General features: G+C 37.8%; 18 protein-coding genes. 8 read left to right on the forward strand and 10 right to left on the reverse strand.

Translation table 11 applies throughout. The features are described from left to right. The first annotated feature begins 132 nt into the window (after positions 1-132). Together recN and ACY2A0_RS04340 are read left to right on the forward strand one after the other, a co-directional pair. Entirely contained in the window at positions 133-1,788 is a 1,656-nt protein-coding gene (gene recN / locus ACY2A0_RS04335) for a DNA repair protein RecN (RefSeq protein WP_461788334.1), read from the forward strand. Between the two features lie 111 nt (positions 1,789-1,899). After that, on the forward strand, positions 1,900-3,129 hold the full coding sequence (locus tag ACY2A0_RS04340; RefSeq protein ID WP_461788335.1) for a carboxypeptidase-like regulatory domain-containing protein: 1,230 nt from the start codon (positions 1,900-1,902) through the stop codon (positions 3,127-3,129). A 51-nt stretch (positions 3,130-3,180) separates the two neighbouring features. On the opposite strand, the gene ACY2A0_RS04345 is transcribed toward ACY2A0_RS04340, so the two are convergent. Both ACY2A0_RS04345 and ACY2A0_RS04350 read right to left on the reverse strand, forming a co-directional pair. Continuing rightward, positions 3,181-4,578 carry a Gfo/Idh/MocA family protein gene (locus tag ACY2A0_RS04345; protein ID WP_461788336.1) on the reverse strand — a complete coding sequence of 466 codons (1,398 nt, stop codon included), beginning with the start codon at positions 4,576-4,578 and terminating at the stop codon, positions 3,181-3,183. A 20-nt stretch (positions 4,579-4,598) separates the two neighbouring features. Continuing rightward, positions 4,599-5,405 carry an endonuclease/exonuclease/phosphatase family protein gene (locus ACY2A0_RS04350; protein ID WP_461788337.1) on the reverse strand — a complete coding sequence of 269 codons (807 nt, stop codon included), beginning with the start codon at positions 5,403-5,405 and terminating at the stop codon, positions 4,599-4,601. Positions 5,406-5,540: 135 nt separating this feature from the next. Between ACY2A0_RS04350 and ACY2A0_RS04355 the strand changes: the two genes are divergently transcribed. Next, positions 5,541-6,611 carry a PA0069 family radical SAM protein gene (locus tag ACY2A0_RS04355; RefSeq protein WP_461791272.1) on the forward strand — a complete coding sequence of 357 codons (1,071 nt, stop codon included), beginning with the start codon at positions 5,541-5,543 and terminating at the stop codon, positions 6,609-6,611. 205 nt (positions 6,612-6,816) lie between these two features. Here ACY2A0_RS04355 and ACY2A0_RS04360 read toward each other — a convergent pair whose 3' ends face one another. The 6 genes from ACY2A0_RS04360 to mnmC2 all read right to left on the reverse strand — a co-directional run bounded on the left by ACY2A0_RS04360 (position 6,817) and on the right by mnmC2 (position 13,104). Then, the gene (locus ACY2A0_RS04360) at positions 6,817-9,351 is read right to left on the reverse strand and encodes an ATP-dependent Clp protease ATP-binding subunit (protein ID WP_461788339.1); all 2,535 of its coding nucleotides are present in this window, start codon (positions 9,349-9,351) and stop codon (positions 6,817-6,819) included. A 386-nt stretch (positions 9,352-9,737) separates the two neighbouring features. Continuing rightward, complete coding sequence (locus ACY2A0_RS04365) at positions 9,738-10,097, reverse strand: iron chaperone (RefSeq protein ID WP_461788340.1); 360 nt, start codon at positions 10,095-10,097, stop codon at positions 9,738-9,740. Positions 10,098-10,155: 58 nt separating this feature from the next. Beyond that, positions 10,156-10,962, reverse strand: a complete 807-nt coding sequence (gene mazG / locus ACY2A0_RS04370; protein WP_461788341.1) for a nucleoside triphosphate pyrophosphohydrolase — start codon at positions 10,960-10,962, stop codon at positions 10,156-10,158. Between the two features lies 1 nt (position 10,963). Beyond that, on the reverse strand, positions 10,964-11,260 hold the full coding sequence (locus tag ACY2A0_RS04375; protein WP_461788342.1) for a hypothetical protein: 297 nt from the start codon (positions 11,258-11,260) through the stop codon (positions 10,964-10,966). After that, positions 11,247-12,377 carry an AI-2E family transporter gene (locus ACY2A0_RS04380; RefSeq protein ID WP_461788343.1) on the reverse strand — a complete coding sequence of 377 codons (1,131 nt, stop codon included), beginning with the start codon at positions 12,375-12,377 and terminating at the stop codon, positions 11,247-11,249. Before ACY2A0_RS04380 ends, ACY2A0_RS04375 begins: the two co-directional genes overlap by 14 nt. Positions 12,378-12,432: 55 nt before the next feature. Continuing rightward, positions 12,433-13,104 carry a tRNA (5-methylaminomethyl-2-thiouridine)(34)-methyltransferase MnmC2 gene (gene mnmC2, locus ACY2A0_RS04385; protein WP_461788344.1) on the reverse strand — a complete coding sequence of 224 codons (672 nt, stop codon included), beginning with the start codon at positions 13,102-13,104 and terminating at the stop codon, positions 12,433-12,435. A 104-nt stretch (positions 13,105-13,208) separates the two neighbouring features. Here mnmC2 and ACY2A0_RS04390 point away from each other — a divergent pair, with 104 nt between their 5' ends. Further along, positions 13,209-13,544, forward strand: a complete 336-nt coding sequence (locus ACY2A0_RS04390) for an MmcQ/YjbR family DNA-binding protein (RefSeq protein ID WP_461788345.1) — start codon at positions 13,209-13,211, stop codon at positions 13,542-13,544. A 183-nt stretch (positions 13,545-13,727) separates the two neighbouring features. On the opposite strand, the gene ACY2A0_RS04395 is transcribed toward ACY2A0_RS04390, so the two are convergent. Together ACY2A0_RS04395 and ACY2A0_RS04400 are read right to left on the reverse strand one after the other, a co-directional pair. Beyond that, positions 13,728-15,764: a M13 family metallopeptidase gene (locus ACY2A0_RS04395; RefSeq protein ID WP_461788346.1), complete on the reverse strand. Its 2,037-nt coding sequence runs from the start codon at positions 15,762-15,764 to the stop codon at positions 13,728-13,730. 271 nt (positions 15,765-16,035) lie between these two features. Next, entirely contained in the window at positions 16,036-16,434 is a 399-nt protein-coding gene (locus tag ACY2A0_RS04400) for an RNA-binding S4 domain-containing protein (protein ID WP_461788347.1), read from the reverse strand. Positions 16,435-16,591: 157 nt separating this feature from the next. Between ACY2A0_RS04400 and ACY2A0_RS04405 the strand changes: the two genes are divergently transcribed. From ACY2A0_RS04405 to ACY2A0_RS04420, 4 genes are all read left to right on the forward strand, one after another. Then, positions 16,592-17,410, forward strand: coding sequence for a 2,3,4,5-tetrahydropyridine-2,6-dicarboxylate N-succinyltransferase (locus ACY2A0_RS04405; RefSeq protein ID WP_461788348.1), 819 nt, complete (start codon positions 16,592-16,594; stop codon positions 17,408-17,410). A 9-nt stretch (positions 17,411-17,419) separates the two neighbouring features. After that, on the forward strand, positions 17,420-18,625 hold the full coding sequence (locus ACY2A0_RS04410; RefSeq protein ID WP_461788349.1) for a glycosyltransferase family 4 protein: 1,206 nt from the start codon (positions 17,420-17,422) through the stop codon (positions 18,623-18,625). A 73-nt stretch (positions 18,626-18,698) separates the two neighbouring features. After that, positions 18,699-19,580 carry a glycosyltransferase family 2 protein gene (locus ACY2A0_RS04415; protein WP_461788350.1) on the forward strand — a complete coding sequence of 294 codons (882 nt, stop codon included), beginning with the start codon at positions 18,699-18,701 and terminating at the stop codon, positions 19,578-19,580. 1 nt (position 19,581) lies between these two features. Continuing rightward, a complete protein-coding gene (locus tag ACY2A0_RS04420) occupies positions 19,582-20,568 on the forward strand; it encodes a glycosyltransferase family 2 protein (RefSeq protein WP_461788351.1) in 987 nt (328 codons plus the stop codon). The last annotated feature ends 5 nt before the right edge of the window (positions 20,569-20,573 follow it).

Here is a 20,573-nt window from a genome sequence, read left to right on the forward strand (position 1 = left end):
CAGACGCAGTTTTTTTAGGAACGTTGCACCGTAAGCTAAATAAAAACATAAGACCCTAAAAATGAAAACTATAATTTATGTTGATGGCTTTAGTTTTTTTAAGCTCTTCGTTTTGTTAATTTAGCGGAAGATATGCTACAAAAACTTTCGATACGGAACTACGCCTTGATTGATACGCTAGAAATAGACTTCAATAAGGGGCTAAATATCATCACAGGTGAAACTGGCGCTGGAAAATCAATTATCTTGGGTGCCTTATCTTTGATTTTGGGTCAACGTGCCGAAAGCAGATACTTTTTTAATCAAGATAAAAAGTGTGTAATTGAAGGCAGTTTTTCTTTAACAGATGACGCATTAAAATCGTTATTTGATGAGCAGGACCTAGATTTTCAACAAGAAACTTTATTGCGTCGAGAAATTTCTATCGACGGGAAATCGAGAGCATTTGTTAACGATACACCCGTTAATTTAAGCACGCTAAAATTAGTTGGAGAACAGCTAATTGCCATTCACTCGCAACATGCAACTCAAGAGATCAGCAGTGCAGATTTTCAGTTGTTGATTTTGGATTCATTGGCAGACCATCCATCTTTATTAAAAAATTACAGACTAGGATATAAACAACTCAAAACAGCAGAGCAAAAGCTAAAAGAGTTGCAACGTGAAACTAGCGAAGCAAAAAACAAGCAGGATTATGAGCAGTTTTTGTTTAATGAACTAGAGCAGGCTGCATTAAAAGAAGGGGAACAGGAACAACTGGAACATGAACTGGAAAAGTTAACCCACGCTGAATCTATTAAACGTGCCTTGTTAGCCAGTTCCAATCTTATTAATGACAGCGAAACCGCAGCAACCATTTTATTGAAAGAAGCTGGTACGCAGCTAAATGGTATTGAAAAATTTGATGCCGAAATCGCCAATTTAAACGATAGAGTTAAATCTACCTTAATTGAACTTAAGGATATTGCCAGTGAAATTGCAACGATTGAAGCCAATACCGACTATAATCCGCAGCGCTTAGAAATTATACAAGAAAGACTAGATTTATTTTACGGTCTTCAACAGAAGCACAGGGTAAATAGCAATGCTGAATTGCTCGCTATACAAGAGCAGCTTTCTGCCAATTTAAATGCCTTACTAAACAGCGATGAACAATTGGAAAAGCTGAAACAGGAAATTGAGCAACTTCAACAACGTTTATATTCGGAGGCTGAGCAATTAAATAACAACAGAAAAAAAGCCGTTGCTGTTGCTGAAAAAGAAATAGATAGTGCACTAATTAAAATGAGTATGCCCAATGCACACATTAATTTTCAATTGGTACAGCTATCACAGCTAAACGCTAACGGATTTAATGAAGTGCAACTTCTTTTTACTGCCAACGCAGGGCAGCAAGCAGCGCCAGTGGGAAAAGTAGCATCAGGCGGCGAGCTTTCGAGGTTAATGTTGGCGGTAAAAGCTTTACTAGCTAAACATACTTCACTACCTACGTTAATTTTTGATGAAATTGATACGGGTATTTCTGGAGAAACTGCGCTACGTGTTGGCGAAGTAATTGATGATTTGGCAAAAGATATGCAGGTGATGGCCATTACGCATTTGCCTCAAATTGCAGCCAAAGGCCAGTCGCACTATTTTGTTTACAAAAATGAAATAGCTGATAAAACTACTACTGGACTTAAAAAATTAACGGCAGAAGAACGTGTAAGTGCGATAGCTGAGATGTTAAGCGGAAAGAACCCTGGAGCATCTGCCTTGCAAAATGCGAAGGAGCTACTCGGAGTATAAAGGTCAGCATTTCAATTGATAAACTTTTATCCAAGACTAAACAACACCATTTCTCGGCAAAAAACATCTACGAAATTTTCGTAAAAACTAAAATATTAGTTACCTTAGGGAATGAGTTTAAAATCAAGATTGCTTATTGCACTACTGCTAACGACAATAAAACTTTCCTTTGGTCAGGCGACTTTCTCTATTAATGGCACCGTACGTGATGATAAAGAAACGATACCTGGAGCTGCAATTTACCTCAGTGGAACGAAAATTTCTACCATTAGCAATAATGAAGGTAAATTTAGCATAGGTAATTTGCCAGCTGGAAATTACGATTTACTGATTCAAGTGGTGGGCTACCTTCCCTACGCTAAAAGTATTTTAATAGCTGATAAAAGTGTTCAGGTTGATGCAACGCTAAAAGCAAATACAGTCACATTAAACGAAGTAGTAATTAAACCGGATCCTAACCGGCTGGCATACCTCAATTTATTTAAGGATTACTTTATTGGTCGAACGCCAAATGCTAAAGATTGCAAGATTTTAAACAGCGAAGTATTGCTTATTGATTATGACAAAAGAAGTAAGGTATTGACCGTAACTAGTAATGAGTTTTTAATCATCGAAAACAAAGCGCTTGGTTACCGTATCAAGTATCTTCTACAAAACTTCGAATACGACTATAAAACTCAGATTGTATTTTTTGCAGGCTTTCCCTATTTCGAAGAGATGAAAGGCTCAAAAGCAAAAATTAACCGATGGAACAAAAAAAGGAACATCGCCTACTTAGGTTCATCAATCCATTTTTTTAGGTCTCTTTACGAAGGCACCACACAAAGTGAGGGTTTCGTGATTCATAAATTAGCTACCATACAAAATAAGGATAGAAAGCCTGACAGTATCATTTCAAAAAAAATCAGGTTATTATCTACTGGTAAAAATGCGATCAACGCACTCACCTTCAACAAAGATGATTCGTTAAATTACTGGCTCAAAGAACGTAAAAAACCAAAAAACATGGCGGTTTTAAACAGAGCACACGTACAAACTGACACTTTGGTAAAAACTTATAATAGCGATTTAAAGTACATCAATTTTAGCGACGAACTTTTTATAATGTATACTAGAGAAAAAGAAACGGAAGAATATATGAATTTAGGATTCCATGTCAGCAGGGCGCCAGATATGGGCAATTATCAAACTTCTCTTATCTTTTTGAGGGAACCACCTATCTACTTTTATAAGAACGGCAATGTGGCCAATATCACTAGTTTTCTTTATAAAGGATTTTGGGCCTACGAAAAAATGGCAGATGTCGTTCCTATAGAATTTACACCTTTGCCAATAAAATAAAAGCTGAAGAAGAACAAATGATGCGTTCTTCTTCAGCCTGTTGAAATGCTTTTACAACTTAATTTCTTCCAGTTTTTTAGTTTTTCTGCTTTTCTCTGCCATAAAGCCCATAATGTGACTTTCGATAGAATCATCTATAGTAGAAGTTAGCATTTTAGGATCCTGATGGGCCACAGCCTGTACAAAATCTCTAACCAAAAACCAGTCGCCGCCCCCATGACCTGAGTTGGTATAACCTTCTACATCTTCTGCTTTAGGCTTAAATTTTACTTGTTCGCCGGTTTTAAAATCAGTAACTACCAATTCTTCCATGTCACCAACCATATCGCCCATGGCGCCAAAAATACGGGTGCGCCTGCCATGATAAGCTGTAAATGCTTCCATCGAAAAACTTGCGGTGATCCCGTCAGCAAATTGAATGTTGGTAATGTAATGGTCTGGTTGATCATTATCCATGCGGTAAACACAACGACCGTAATCAGAAGTTTTCAATTTCTCTAGTACGTACTTTTGTTTATCCGCTTTATCTTTCAGCTCCAGTGGAACATCAAGAACACTTATCCTTGATAATTTATCGTGATAAGCTTTAATTGCAGAATAAGGGCATTCGCGTTCTACTTTACAGCCATCTGTACATCTCGGAGTGCTTCCAGCCGGAGCATTTTCTTTCTTAAACCAAGTTAAATCGCCCATGGCTACAATTTCTTTACTGGGTTTATTCAACACCCACTTTATGATATCTAAATCGTGACAAGATTTAGCTAGCAAAATTGGCGTAGTTTTTTTGGAGTTATGCCAGTTACCACGTACATAAGAATGAGCCATGTGCGTATGTTCAATTGGCTCCAAATGCTGTACGCTAAGTACTCTTCCAACAGCACCTTTAGCAATCAACTCTTTCATTTTTACAAAGTATGGTGCATAACGTAACACGTGACAAACCGCTACAATTCTACCATTCTTTTTAGCCAAAGCGAGTATATCTCTACATTCCTTTTCAGTTGGCGCTATCGGTTTTTCCAATAAAATGTCATAGCCCATTTCCAAGGCTTTCATGCAAGGAGCGTAGTGCAAATCATCTGGTGTTGATATAATTATAGCATCAGCGAATTTTGGACGTTTAAATACATCTTCCCAAGTATTGAAACGATTTTCCTGTGCAATGCTATGAATTTTTGCATACCTGTCATTCCTGAACGCATTCGGCTCTGCCACGCCTATAATTTTTAAATCGTTTGGAAATTTAGCTGCGTACCCACCGTAAACATTACCCCTATTACCAGCTCCCAAGGTAATTGCAGTTACGGTTTTCGCTAAAGGCTTATGGTTTGGATTGGCAGGCAATTTATAGGAGTAAGTGTTGTCGGCAATTTTACCTAGCGTTTCGGTGCTTATAATAGCGCCGCCTAAACTAAGGCTCAAGGTTTTGATCAGGCTTCTACGATTCATGTTGTTTTGTTATATTTTGATTATGGTTTCAGGTTAAAAGTAGCCAACAATGGCCTGTGATCAGATGCATAACTCTCGGCAATCACCTGATGTTTCATCAACGGCCAACGCCAATTTTTAACGGCTATGTAGTCTATAATTCTGTTCGGGTTGGTTTCTGGGATAGTACCATCGCAATTTTCCACGCAAGTACGTTTAAATTGGCTATCGAGCAAATTAATAGCAGTTGTACCAGCAATGCTATTTAAGTCGCCACATAAAATTACTGGTAAGGTTTCCTTTTCAAAATTTTTTAGTATTTCCTGCATTTGCACGTCCCTATTTGCGGGATTTCCCGTAGCGTCTAAATGGGTATTAGCAAAAATAAAGGGCGTTTTGTTAACCGTAACTTTCACATAGGCAAGTACTCTTTCTTCGGCTTTGTTTTTCTGCGGCAAAGGGATAGAAATAGGCTGTTCGAATGGAAATCTACTTAAAATAGCAATGCCATAATCGCCGCCATCGTAATTGATTGCTTTAAAAAATTGGTAATATTTGAATCCGGCTTTTTCGGCAATTAATTGAATTTGACTAACATTACCACTGCGCTTAGTGACCTGATCCACTTCCTGTAACGCAACGATATCTGCTCTGCTGTCAACAATTACTTTTGCTACGGCATCAATGTCAATTATGTTTTTTTTTGAGGGAGGATTAGCATGATGGATGTTATAGGATAACACCTTAAGATCCGCATAACTTTTAAATATATCTAACTTGGATGTTGAACATCCAGATACTAACATTAAAAACAACGATGTTCCCAACAAGCAAAATATAAATTTCATTTTATTTCGAAAAGACTTCATTATGTTTCTAATTGTTAAGCAATTTAAAAAAAATAATTAACCTCGGAACAAAATTTAAAAATTTTAATAAATGAAAATCAATCAAAATACTAATATTTTTAGTATTTTTATGCTATGGATTTCGAGAAAAAGCAACAGGAGTATTTGGATGGACGAGGCGCACAGCTAAATACAGTCAATAAATTCCTTAAAAACAGCCTTAGTAAAGAGCATATTGAAGCAATTGACGATTGGGAAGTTAGCAAGGAGAAAACAGCGTATATTATCGGTAGTTCAAAAAGCATTGTAAATAAGGTCGAAAGTCCAGATGTGGGCATGATGTATTCTTTAAATCCTTATCAAGGCTGCGAACATGGATGCATCTATTGCTATGCCCGCAACAGTCATGAATACTGGGGTTTTAGTGCTGGTTTAGATTTCGAACAAAAAATCATTATCAAAAAGGATGCACCTGCGTTATTTAAAAAGTTCATCGAGAAAAAGGGATGGGAGGCTTATCCAATTAGCCTTTCGGGAAATACGGACTGTTACCAACCTTGTGAAAGAAAATTTAAGCTGACCAGACAAGTACTTCAGATAGCATTGGAGTACAAGCAACCTATTTCGCTGATTACAAAGAATTCACTGATTTTGCGTGACCTTGATATTCTGCAAGAAATGGCTAAGCATAACTTGGTTTGCGCATTTGTTTCTATTACCAGTTTGGACGAAAGCTTAAGGCAAAAATTGGAACCAAGAACCACTACTGCTAAACAAAGACTGAAAGTGATTGAGCAACTGAGCGCCGTGGGTGTACAAATGGGCGTGATGGCTGCACCGATGATACCTGGATTGAACAATCATGAAATCCCAAACATTTTGAAAGCAAGTGCCAATGCAGGGGCAATTGCTGCTGGTTACACGGTGGTAAGGTTAAATGGCGTAATTAATCAAATATTTGAAGATTGGTTGAAAAAGAATTTCCCAGATAGGTTTGATAAAGTTTGGCATCAAATACAAGACTGTCACGATGGTAATGTAAACGATAGCAGGTTTGGCACAAGGATGCGAGGCGAAGGAAATTTTGCGCAACTGATGAACCATACTTTTAAGTTGCACTGCAAACTTAACGGGCTAAATCTTAAGCCAATTGAACTAAACCGAACAGCGTTTAAAATTCCGCAGGCGCAAATTAGCTTGTTTTAGGTTTATACGCTGCAGAAAAAGTGGGCGTTAAAAGCATGATGAAAGTCGAACGTACCGTCACCCTGAATTTATTTCAGGGTCTGTTAAATATTTTAAGCCCAAACCTTTTATGATTAGCTTATTTTAGTTTGATATGGCACAAAAAAGCGAGTGCTAAAATCCAATTATGATTTCTGCACTCGCTTCAATTATGAAGTTATAGGATTTAAGCTCCTTCTTCTTTCTTTTTCTTTTTGCTTGCTTTCGATGAAGAAATTACGATCTCTTCTTTTGTTTTGTCGTAGTTTACTTCTAGCGTATCGCCTTCATTAACTTCGCCTTTCAAAATTTCCTCAGCAATTGGATCTTCCAAGTATTTTTGGATAGCACGTTTTAAAGGACGGGCACCAAATGCACTATCGAAACCTTTTTCAGCAATGAAATCTTTAGCTTCATCAGTCAACTTGATTTCATAACCTAAAGAAAGTACTCTTCCAAACAATCCTCTTAATTCGATATCGATAATTTTGAAAATTTCTTCTTTACCTAAAGAGTTGAACACCACCACGTCATCAATCCTATTCAAAAACTCTGGAGCAAAAGCACGTTTAAGTGCATTTTCAATCACACCTCTGCTGTGCGCTTCTGTTTGACTGGTTTTAGCAGTAGTAGAGAAACCAACACCAGCACCGAAATCTTTCAATTGGCGTGCACCAATATTAGAAGTCATAATGATAATCGTGTTTCTGAAATCAACTTTCCTACCTAAACTATCTGTCAATTGACCTTCGTCGAGTACTTGCAATAAAATGTTGAACACATCTGGATGGGCTTTTTCAATCTCATCCAACAATACTACCGAATATGGTTTACGACGAACTTTTTCAGTTAATTGTCCACCTTCTTCGTAGCCAACGTATCCTGGAGGCGCTCCCACTAAACGGGACACCGCAAATTTCTCCATGTATTCGCTCATATCAATTTGGATTAGCGAATCCTCAGCATCGAACATGAAACGAGCCAACTCTTTAGCCAATTCAGTTTTACCAACTCCCGTAGGACCTAGAAAAATGAAGGAACCAATTGGTTTTTTCGGATCTTTCAAACCTGCTCTTGTACGTTGAATTGCCTTAGTTAATTTCTTAATTGCATCATCCTGACCAATGATTTTATCTGCAATAGTATCGTACATATTTAACAGCTTATTGCTATCGGTTTGTCCAACACGTTGCAATGGAATGCCGGTCATCATCGAAACCACTTCAGCAACATTATCTTCTGTTACTTCGTAACGCTTGGTTTTAGTTTCCGCTTCCCACTCCGCTTTAGCTTTATCTAATTCTTCAAGCAGATTTTTTTCTGTATCACGTAGTTTAGCAGCCTCTTCGTATTTCTGGCTTTTCACCACACGATTTTTCTCTAACTTGATGTCTTCGATTTTACTTTCGATAGCGATGATGTTGTCAGGAACGTGGATGTTCGTTAAGTGCACCCTCGATCCAGCTTCGTCCAATGCATCAATTGCTTTATCTGGTAAAAACCTATCGGTGATATACCTAGAAGTTAAGTTAACGCAGGCATTAATCGCTTCTTCAGTATAAGTTACACCGTGGTGCTCCTCATATTTCTCTTTGATACGATTTAAGATTTCTACCGTCTCATCAGGTGTAGCCGGTTCAATCATCACTTTTTGGAAACGACGATCAAGTGCACCATCTTTTTCAATGTATTGACGATACTCATCTAGTGTAGTTGCGCCAATGCACTGTATTTCGCCCCTTGCCAAAGCAGGTTTGAACATGTTTGATGCATCCAAAGAACCTGAAGCGCCACCCGCACCAACAATGGTATGAATTTCATCGATGAATAAAATTACGTCGGTAGATTTCTCCAACTCATTCATTACCGCTTTCATACGCTCTTCGAATTGTCCGCGGTATTTAGTTCCGGCAACTAACGATGCCAAATCTAAAGTAACTACGCGTTTGCCGAAAAGCACTCTTGAAACTTTACGCTGTACAATACGTAGCGCCAAGCCTTCTGCAACTGCACTTTTACCAACACCAGGCTCACCAATTAAAATTGGGTTATTTTTCTTCCTACGTGATAAAATTTGAGAAACACGCTCGATTTCTTTTTCACGACCTACAATAGGATCAAGCCTACCTTCCTCCGCAGCACGGGTAAGGTCTCTACCAAAATTATCTAAAACTGGTGTTTTCGATTTAATATCCGAAACTTTTTTAGGTGCAGTAAAGCTTTCCTCTTCTTGATAATCATCATCGCCGCCGGCAGTACCACCACCTTGAGCTTCATCTCTAAAACCGTTTTTGTTCACTTCAACTTCTTGCTTAAAAATTTCGTAATTAATACCGTACTGCAACAAAATTTGAGAAGCGATATTATCATCGTCTCTTAAAATAGACAACAATAAATGCTCAGTACCTATCAAATCACTTTTAAATATCTTAGCTTCCAAGTAGGTAATCTTCAAAACTTTTTCTGCTTGCTTGGTTAATGGGATGTTACCCAAGTTAACTGTAACGCTTGAGGTTCCCCTAACGGCTTCCTCAATGGAACGGCGAAGCTTCAACGTATCAACCCCCAAAGACTTTAAAATCTTGATGGCCATACCATCCCCTTCGCGTATAAGGCCCAACAACAAGTGCTCAGCGCCTATATAATCGTGACCTAACCTTAGGGCTTCTTCCCTACTGAAAGAAATCACATCTTTTACTTGTGGTGAAAATTTAGCTTCCATAATATGTATGTTATCGGGACGACACTAAACTATAAATTTGTTTTATAAATACGGCGCCTCGATTTTTATATTTTTATCAACAATTACGCCATATTGGTGGAATAAAGCACTTTTGTATTTATATATAAACACCGAAACACAATAAATATGTTGTTGTTAAGGCTTTTGTTACCCTATTTAAATAAGATTTTTACACTAGTATATACGGCAACGCACTAATTGTCGGTTTTTTGTAAGCTTTGTTTGCTTAATAATAACTGACAAAAGATACAAAATCTATTGTTAAAGTAGAAGTTTTGACAGTATTTATGCCTAGCAATTTTGACTACAACAACTGACAGCGCTTTTTAGTTTTGATGAAGCATCGTCCTAGTCGAAGTAAAAGTTTATCGCTTCTTTTTACTTAAGTTCTGTTTTACGCAAAACGTAACTATTTTTTCGACTAGATGCATGGGTATCGGTTCATGTAACGGAAATTGAACAGTACCTTTAGACGTATGATAATTCTGCAGTTCTTCTTCAAAATACGCTATTGCTTTGCTACCGGGATAAAGGCCAATATGATTTTTATAGGCGGCAAAATGAATTAAATTGCCGTTCAAAGTAAGTGTTGGAATGCCGTAGCCAATTTTTTCTTTTGCCTGGGGCACCAATTGAAGCAATTGAGCACGTAACCGCTGCAATACATGTTGTACATCCGCAGGAAATGCCGAGATATATTCATCTACGCTTTGGACCTTTTCCATATCTATACTAAGCTAATTAAGGTAAAAAAATACTGCCTATTGTTGAGCCTAGTCTAATTTACAACTTCTTAGCCTCATTCCAATACACATCCATTTCGGCAAGGGTCATATCTTGCAATGCCTTACCGTTCTCTTTCGCTTTTGTTTCGAGATACTGAAAACGTTTAATGAATTTTTTATTGGTTTTCTCCAGCGCATTTTCCGGATTGATATCAACGAAACGAGCATAGTTAACCAGTGAGAAAAGTAAGTCTCCAAATTCTGCCTCCGCTTTTTCAGCATCAATTTGCTGATCTGAAGCAATGTTAAATTCTGCTTTAAATTCTTGAAGCTCTTCCTCCACCTTTTCCCAAACCTGTTGCTTTTCTTCCCAATCAAATCCTACTCCTCTTGCTTTTTCCTGTATCCTACTTGCTTTAACCAAAGCTGGCAATGAAGTTGGTACGCCACCTAGCACGGATTTATTTCCTTCTTTTAGCTTGAGCTTTTCCCAATTTTGCTTTACTTTCTCCTCTGTATCAGCCTCAACATCGCCATAAATATGCGGATGTCTACTAATCAGCTTGTCACAAACACCATTAAGTACGTCAGTAATATCAAATTTCTGCTGTTCTTTAGCAATGCGGGCGTAAAACACTAAGTGCATCATTACATCGCCTAGCTCCTTCTTAATCTCCTGCATATCGCCCTCTAAAATCGCATCAGAAAGTTCGTAGGTTTCTTCAATCGTCAAATGCCTTAGCGTTTCCATGGTTTGCTTTTTGTCCCACGGACACTGCGTACGCAACGTATCCAGTACATTCAATAGTCTCAAAAAAGCACCATCAGGTGTGGGCATACTTACGGGAGGAATATTAGCAGGCATATTATATGATATTAAAGGCAATTAAAATGGTGGTTAAAAACAATATAACCAGCCCACAAAGAAATAAAACATCTGCTAATTTTTCCAATTTCTGTCCCCTTTGTTCAACTTGGCTTCTGATCGCCAGAAACGAAAATAGGCAGCTGCTCATGAAACAAACAACGGCTAGCGTTGCTCCTTCATCAATATAAGAAGCCTCGCTCATTTTAGTAATTTTACTTGAAGTAAGCACTACGAAGCAAAAACCTAGCAAATTAGCCGAGGTGCCAAGAATATGCGTAGACTTATTGTGATTCATCAGATAGTTTGTTTTCTACAAGTTGGCGCCGTTTTTTAAATAACGACCTTCTCTTTCTTTCAGTTGGCACTTTCTGCTCTTCACCAAGTAATATGGCCCAAGCGTGTAGTCCATCAACCTTTTGGAATACTATTTTCATAATAGCAAGATAAGGCATGCACAAAAACATACCTGATATTCCCCATAACATTTCTCCAATTACAATTCCAATAAAAGCAATCAAAGCATTGATTTTGACCTTTGAACCAACAATTAAAGGCATCAGGATATTTCCATCAATGGCATGTACACCGATGTAGGTTAACAATACAAAAAAAGCTTTTGTAGCGCCAGCAGTAGCAAAAGTAATGAGCACACTTATAATTAAGGCTAAAGAAATGCCCAAGTACGGAATGATGTTGAAGATCCCAGCCACCAAACCGAGCAAAATGGCATATTTAACGCCTAGTAAGGATAGCGTAAGCACCATTAATGTACTTACAATTAACATCTGTATAAATAAACCAGTGATGTATTTCTTCGTCATGTACTGAATTTCCATGACCGTTTCGCTTACTTTTATACGATGTTCTTCAATGAAAACGGCAGTTAGAAAACTATATAATAAACGCCTGTAATTTAAAATAAAGAAAGTGAACAATAAAGTAAAGGCGATAAACAGTAAACTAGAAGATAAGGTAATTAACGTCGTTCCAATTACTGTTGCACTTGTTGCCAAGGCTTTTTCGGCACTATCCGCCAAATAAGTTTTTTGCTTGCTGATGTTGACGTGAAAAGTTTTAGAAACCCAATACTGCAACTCGTGGAAAGAGTTGCTGACCTGTTTTTCGAGCAGGGGCCAATCTCTCCATAAATCAGAAAGTTGAATAGCAAAAAAATGTCCTATGCCGTACAATGCGCCTAGCATAATCAATACCGTGAGCACAGTAGCAATGCTTCTGTTCAGTCGGAATTTTATTTCTAAAAAATTAGCTAACGGCAGCATCAAAAAAGCCAAAAGCAGGGAAAACAAGAGCGGCGATAAAAGGCTTTTACCAAGGATGGCAAGGTAACCTAACATCAAGATGGCCAAAAGTGTAAGCGTGAGCCTAACAATAAAAGGTAATTGTATCTGCATAAGCACTATTACTGCAAAAGTTACTAAAAAATATACACTTTAGACAGTTATTTCTTTAAATGGTTTTAGACGCACGCAACATTTCTCTTTTACCAGGAGCTCCCGGTAATTTTTGGATGTCAAAACCACAACTTTTAACTGCCCTTTTTAGATTTCCAGTAATGGCGTAGGTTACAAATATGCCACCGGGCTTTAAAAATTTACAGGCATGGGCAATCACTTCGTTTGTCCAAAGCTCGGGTTGGTGACGTACTGAAAAAGCATCGTAATACAATAAATCATAACGCTTTTCTGTTTCGAAGTTTTGAAATGTAGTGTGGCTAACCTGCAATTGGCAATTGCTAGAAACCTCCACCTCAGCATTGATTGCCAAAGGATAAGCGTTTAAAAAACCATCCCAAACTGGCGCTGGCACATACTGATCAAAATTTGTGGCTACTAAAGTTTGCTGATCTAACGGAAAAGCTTCGATAGCGTGGTAATGCAACTTTATATCTGCCTCTTCGCAATGCGCCAAGCTCAGCAAAAAGTTTAAACCGGTACCAAAACCTACTTCCAACACTGCTATCGAAGGCTGTTGCAACTGTTGCAAGGCATGTTTAAGGCCTGCCTCAATAAAAACATGTTTGCTTTCCTGCAAGGCACCGTGAGCCGAGTGGTAATGCTCTCCTATTTCCTCATTAAACAAAGTATTGGAACCATCGGCAGTTGGAGTAAGGATATTCATAGCGCAAAATTAAGCTAATTGTTGCATTGTTTATTCTTTATCTGTTAATCAGTGCGAATGTTTTAAGAGTTTTTTCTCCAATCAACTATCGGTATATTTACCAAATGGATATTGAAACTTTCAGAACTTATTGCCTAAGCTTGGCAGGAACCACAGAAGGAATGAAATGGGAGCACCTCTGTTTTATGATTGAGGAGAAAATTTTTGTTTTGGTTGACTTAGATACTCAGGGCTTTTGTATAAAATGCACTCCTGAAGAGTTTGAGGAACTTGCCGCAAGAGATGGTGTAAAGCAAGCGCCGCATTTCGCCAGAAAACAATGGATTTTTGTAGATAATTTAGAAGTTTTTGGTATTGCTGAGCTTAAACAACGTGTAGAGCATTCAAGGGAATTGGTGTTAAGCAAACTACCTAAGAAAACGCAAGCGAAATATAATTAGCTAATTTGATGATGGGATAATTTGATGATGAGCTAATTTGATAATGAGATGATTTGATAATGAGATGATGGGATGATTTGATAATGAGATGATGGGATGATTTGATAATGAGATGATGGGATGGGATATAAAAAAAGCTAATCTGAATTAACAGATTAGCTTTTTTATTAAGGTTACTTTTACTTACCAAAGTTTGATTCTATCTTCTGGTTTTTTGTAAAGCTTATCGCCCGGCTTAACGTCAAAAGCTTGGTACCAAGCATCCATATTTACAGGTGCGCCAATAGTTCTAAATTCACCTGGCGAGTGTGTATCAGTTTTAATTAACTGAGCTGCAGTTTCAGGCAATACATTACCTCTCCATACTTGTGCCCAAGAAAGGAAGAAACGTTGATCAGGAGTAAATCCGTCAATTTTCTCATTGCTTTGACCTTGTTTAGTCATTTTAAAAGCAGTATAAGCAGCGTTCAAACCACCTAAATCGCCAATGTTTTCGCCCATGGTAAATTTACCATTTACATGAACTGTATCTAGCACTGCATATTTATCAAACTGCTCGCCCAATAATTTAGTTTTTGCGTTAAATTTCGCTCTGTCCTCGTCAGTCCACCAGTTTTTCAAGTTACCATCTTTATCGTACTGGCTACCAGTATCATCAAAACCATGGCTCATTTCGTGTCCAATCACCGCACCAATTCCACCATAGTTGATGGCATCATCAGCATCCGGGTGGAAGAAAGGGAATTGTAAAATACCTGCCGGGAATACAATTTCGTTCAAAGTTGGGCTGTAATAAGCATTTACCGTTGGAGGAGTCATCCCGAAACGCTCTCTATCAACAGGTTTACCTAGTTGACCGATGTTTTCGTTATATGCCCATTTACCAGCATTACGTAGATTTTGGAAGTAAGTCGCACGGTTGATCACTAAACCATCGTAATTTCTCCATTTTGTAGTGTAGCCCACTTTTGGTCTGAAAGCATGAAGTTTAGCTAATGCTTTTTCTTTCGTGGCATCGCTCATCCAATCCAAACCTTTAATTCTAATTTCAAAAGCTTTGCGAAGATTGGCAATCATTTCGTCCATACGTGCCTTAGCAGCTGGTTTGAAATATTTAGCTACATAAAGCTGGCCCAGTAAATCTCCAAGTACGCCATCAGTTAACGACGACATACGTTGCCAGCGTGGGGTTTGTACTTTCTGACCAGTTTGAGCTTGCGTAAATGCAAAGTTTGCTTTTACAAATGGCGAACTTAAATTACTTGCCGAACCTTTTAATACGTTCCACTCTAAATAAGTTTTCCAATCTTCAACCGAAGTTGAAGTTAATACCGTATTTAACGATTTAAAGAAAGCAGGCGAATTGATTAAAACCGTATCCTGACCATTTACCTTTAATTGCGCCATGGTATTTTTCCAGTTGATGGCAGGTGTAAGCTTATTAAAATCAGCAACAGTTAGTTTGTTGTAAGTTTTATAAGGATCACGCATCTCCAAACGACTCATTTGAGCTTCAGCCAAAGCTTTCTCAATAGTGAAAACTGTTTTTGCTTTTTGTTGCGCTACTGCATCAGTATAACCTATTAGCTTAAACAAAGTAGTCATGTAGGTATCATAAGCTTCTCTGATTTTTACGCTACGGCTATCATCTTTCAAGTAATAATCTCTATCGCCAAGTGAGGTTCCGCCTTGCGAGATATTTACCATGTATTTGTTTACATTTTTTCTGTCCTGACCTACGCCAAAACCATACAAAGCGCCACCTAAACCATTAGTACGCATGTAGGTAGTAAAATCAAGCACACCTTGTAGGTTGTTAATTTGTTTTACTTTTTCCAGATCAGCTTTGATTGGCGTATAACCAAGTTTTTCGATGGTTAAGCTATCCATTGCAGCAGCGTAAAAATCGCCGACGCGTTTAGTTACCGAACCAGCTGGAGCACTTTTATCTGCAGCCGCACCTTCTACTAAACTTCTAACAGCATTTACATTGAAATCACGGAGTTCGTTAAAAGAACCCCAGCGAGTTTCTTTAGCAGGAACTGGGTTTTTACGTACCCAAGTACCACTAGCATAAGTATAGAAATCATCGCCTGGTTTAACAGTAAGATCCATGTTTGCAGGATCAATAAACTTTTTAATAGGCGTTTGAGCACTTGCAACACCAACGGTAACTACCCCTAATGCCGCAAAAAACGATTTAAATTGATTGATATTCATCTTTGTTCTAAAAAATAAGTTAGAGAGATGAAAATTAAACAAAAAAGTTAATGCTTAGGCTACGATAATTAAATTGTTACTTATTAAACCAATAGTACAATTTAGCTAAGCCTATTTTGCGAAGGATTTCGTTAGTGATTAAAGCTATTTTAAAAACTTTCATATCAAGCATCTTATGTATAATTAACATATTTTAACACTTTTTATTGTGTGAAGCTTTTAAAAGTTTTGGATAGTTGCTTAAAACTACAATACAACCATTAAGAGTACATCAGTCTTCTTCAAAAAAGCTATCCAGCAGGTCATCGGTTTCGCGGCGATCTTTCTTAGTTGGCCTTCCGGCACCTCGATCCCTTTTCAAGGTTGGCGCATGAAATACCGATTTGAAGGCATGTGTTTCTTCAACAGGAGTTAAATCTTTATACTTAGTTACCGCAATTTTTGCATCGGTGCGGTTATAAGAAAAATCAATCACCTCAATTATCTTCTTTTCTATGCCTTTGCTAATTTGATAAACGTCCCCAATTTTTACAATAGCTGATGGCTTGATGTTTTGCCCGTTCAGCTTTACCCGTCCCGCTTTACATGCATCGGTAGCAAGGCTTCGAGTTTTAAACATTCGAATAGCCCAGAGATATTTATCAATACGTAATTTTTCTGCCTCTGCCATAGTGCAAAATTAAACAAATTTAGCACTTGAGTGTTCATTTTTACATCAGTAAGCGCCATAATTGAGCTAGGGTTATAAAACATAAGCGATAACTTTACGATTTAACTCTTTAACTTTTAACTTATAAAGCCTTATTTTGCATAAATTTTAAACAACAATGATTGCTGAACTTAAAAAACAAATAGAAGAAGCTTGGGAAGACAGAAGCTTATTACAATACAAAGAATATTCTGAAGCCATTGAAACGGTGATCCAACAGTTAAACTGCGGCGAGTTAAGAGTTGCAGAACCCATACTAAACGGATGGGGAATCAATGAATGGGTAAAAAAAGCGGTAATTCTTTATTTCCCTATTAAACAGATGGGCGAAACTAAGGCTGGCCCTTTTGTTTTCCACGATAAAATGGATTTAAAAACGGATTACAAGGAGAAAGGTGTACGTGTAGTACCTATGGCTAGTGCTCGTTACGGTGCGTTTTTAGCGCCTGGTGTAATCATGATGCCTTCGTACGTAAATATTGGCGCCTATGTAGATGAAGGTACAATGGTAGATACTTGGGCTACTGTAGGTTCATGTGCTCAAATTGGAAAGCGTGTACATTTAAGTGGTGGTGTAGGTATTGGCGGCGTTTTGGAACCAGTACAAGCAGCTCCTGTAATTATTGAAGATGATTGTTTCTTAGGATCGAGAGCTATTGTTGTTGAAGGTGTACGTGTAGAAAAAGAAGCCGTGTTAGGCGCAAATGTAGTATTAACTGCATCTACCAAAATTATTGATGTAACTGGCGAAACACCAGTGGAGTATAAAGGTATTGTTCCAGCTCGCTCGGTGGTAATCCCTGGATCTTATACAAAACAATTCCCTTCGGGTGAATATCAAGTGCCTTGCGCTCTGATTATTGGCAAACGTAAAGAATCTACAGACAAAAAGACTTCTCTAAATGATGCATTGAGAGAAAATAATGTAGCTGTATAAAGCTTTAATGTGAAAGCAGAAAGCAAAAATCAATTTAATAAAGCCGAAAGTGATGGACTTGAGCAATCGAGATCTAAGCTTTCGGCTTTAGACTTTCAGCTTAAAATAGGTTTCGATGGAAAAAGAGCGGTGAATAACCTTACTGGACTTGGAAATTACAGCAGGTTCATCATCGAAAGTTTAGCGAAAAAATTTCCCTCACAGCAATACTTTATTTACAGCCCGAAGGTTGCCGAAAAACTCCGTACCTTACCTTTACTGTCTTTATCAGATGTAAGGCTCGAACTTCCAAAATCTTCCAAGTTTTTGTGGAGAGGTTTAGGGATAAAGAAGCAGTTATTGGCAGATCAAATCGATATTTATCATGGTTTGAGTCATGAAATTCCATTTGGCCTACAGCAAACCAGCATCAAATCAGTAGTAACTATACACGATTTGATCTTTTTAAGGAAGCCGCATTACTATAAATTCATTGATAGAAAAATTTACGAGTGGAAAAGCAGATACGCCTGCCAAAATGCTGATCGAATTATTGCCATTAGTGAAAAAACCAAACTAGATATCATCGAATTATACAGAATTGCTCCAGAGAAAATAGATGTAGTTTATCAGGGTTGTGATGAGGCTTTCAAAATAAAAGCAACCTTCACAAAGTTAGATGAGGTTAAAAATCGTTACCAATTACCTGATACATTTATATTAAGTGTTGGCACAATTGAAGAGAGAAAAAATCTCAACTTAGTAATTGAAGCACTTGCCCAGGCTCAAACTTCTGTCCCGCTAGTAGTAGTAGGCAAACCTACACCTTACCTCGAAAAGGTGAAATATACCATTGCTAAGTATCAACTACAAAGCCGTGTGCTATTTTTGCACAACGTTACTTTTGAGGATTTGCCGGCGGTTTATCAATCGGCAAGCTTATTTGTTTACCCGTCATTTTATGAAGGTTTTGGTATTCCAATTATTGAAGCCATCAATAGCAACTTACCTGTGATTGCAGCTACTGGCTCTTGTTTAGAGGAAGCTGGAGGCCCTGATTCCATTTACGTTTCTCCTACTCAACCTAACGAATTAGCGAAAGCAATAGACAATGTGTTGAGCGATGAAAATTTCCGCCAAATGATGGTAAGTAAATCATTGGCTTACGTTCAAAAATTCAACAACGATTTAGTGGCCGAACAAGTAATGGAATGCTACAAAAAAGCATTCAGTTAAAAACTTATCTGTTATACATCATCACATTGAGCTGGCATTTGCTTAATTTCGCTCTTCAATAAATAAAAAACCAATGAAAGTTGCCGGCTTCACCTTCATCAGAAATGCAGTTAAAAACGACTATTCCATTGTAGAAGCCATCACTTCTATCCTCCCTATTTGCGACGAATTTGTGGTGGCTCATGGCAATTCTGAAGACAGTACATTGGAGTTGCTAAGAAGTATCGATTCTGAAAAAATCCGAATTATTGAAACCACTTGGGACGATACCTTAAGGGAAGGCGGAAGAACTTTTGCATTGGAAACCGACAAAGCTTTCGCAGCCATTAGCAAGGATGTAGATTGGGCATTTTATATCCAAGGTGATGAATGTGTGCATGAAAAATATCTGCCGATCATCAAAAAGGAAATGGAGCTTTGCCTGCACAATAAAAAAATAGAAGGGCTACTATTTAATTACAAGCATTTTTACGGCTCTTATGATTTTGTTGCGCACTCGCGAAGATGGTACAGACGTGAAGTTCGTGTAATTCGTAATTTGCCCGGCATACACTCCTACAAAGATGCACAAGGCTTCAGGTACAATGATAGAAAAATAAAGGTAAAGCATATCGATGCCTACATTTATCATTACGGATGGGTAAAACCGCCAGAAGGCTTAACCAACAAGGTGCGCAACTTCAATAAGTTTTACACTACCAACGACGAGTGGATTGAAGAAACATATCCAGAGCAGTCGGCATTTGACTACAAAAATGCAGATGAACTTTTTCACTTCAATGAGTCACATCCTAAAGTATTCCAATCACGGGTAGAAAGAAGCAATTGGAAGTTCAATTTCGATCCAACCTTATCAAAAAATAAGCTTCCATTGAGAAGGAAAATATTAGCTTGGATAGAAAAGGTAACCGGCGCTAGGTTATTTGAGTACAAAAACTACGATAAAATTGCCTAGTATGGGAAGCAAGAAAAGCATATCGGTTATACTACCAAACTACAACGGCAAGCATTTGATGGAGCAATTTATTCCATCAACTTTGGAAGCACTTGAATTTAGCAACGTTGATTTTGAGTTTATAGTAATAGACGATTGCTCGAAAGACGATTCGATCAGCTTCATTGAAAATAACTATCCAAACTTCATTATATTAAAAAATGATGTCAATAGCGGATTTTCAAAAACCTGCAACAAAGGTATCCAACAAGCTACAAAAGACTTGATATTCTTGCTTAATTCTGATGTACAGCTTACACCGAACTACTTTGAAAATCAATTCCAGTATTTTGAAAATGTGGAAACTTTTGGAGTGATGGGACGCATCATGAATTTCGATGGAAAAAAGATGGAAGATACCGCCCGACTACCTTACTACAAAGGTGGAAAATTTAAGGCCAATAAGTTTTTTTATATCGAAGGCAACAATAAAGTGTCTACTACCTATTTATCAGGTGCTAACGCATTAATCGATAGAAAAAAATTACAGCTATTAAACGGCTTTGATGAAATCTACTCTCCTTTTTATTTTGAAGATTTTGACTTAGGACTACGGGCATGGGAAGCTGGCTGGATTTGCTATTACGACCACCAATCCTATTGCTACCATCAAGTGAGTTCTTCCACCAAAAAGGTAAATAAAGGTAACTCCGTTAAAATTACGTACAACCGCAACAGTTTTACTCTGCAAAGCATTCATCTTAAAGGTTTCAGAAGGAGCTTTTGGTTAGCGCAGTTATTTACTTTAACGCTAATAGGTCATCTATTTAAAGGTGAATTTTGGATACTCAAAAGCATTCAGCAATTTATGTCACGGCGGAAAGCGATTGAGCAATCCAAAATAAACATGCGCAACCTGCAGCAGCAATTAAATAGGCAATACGATCTCGATTACGTCATCTCAACTATCAGCAATGCTATTGCCAATCAAAAAGTAAAGTGGCTATAAAAACA

The organism is Pedobacter sp., assembly GCF_965249885.1.
GTDB lineage: Bacteria > Bacteroidota > Bacteroidia > Sphingobacteriales > Sphingobacteriaceae > Pedobacter.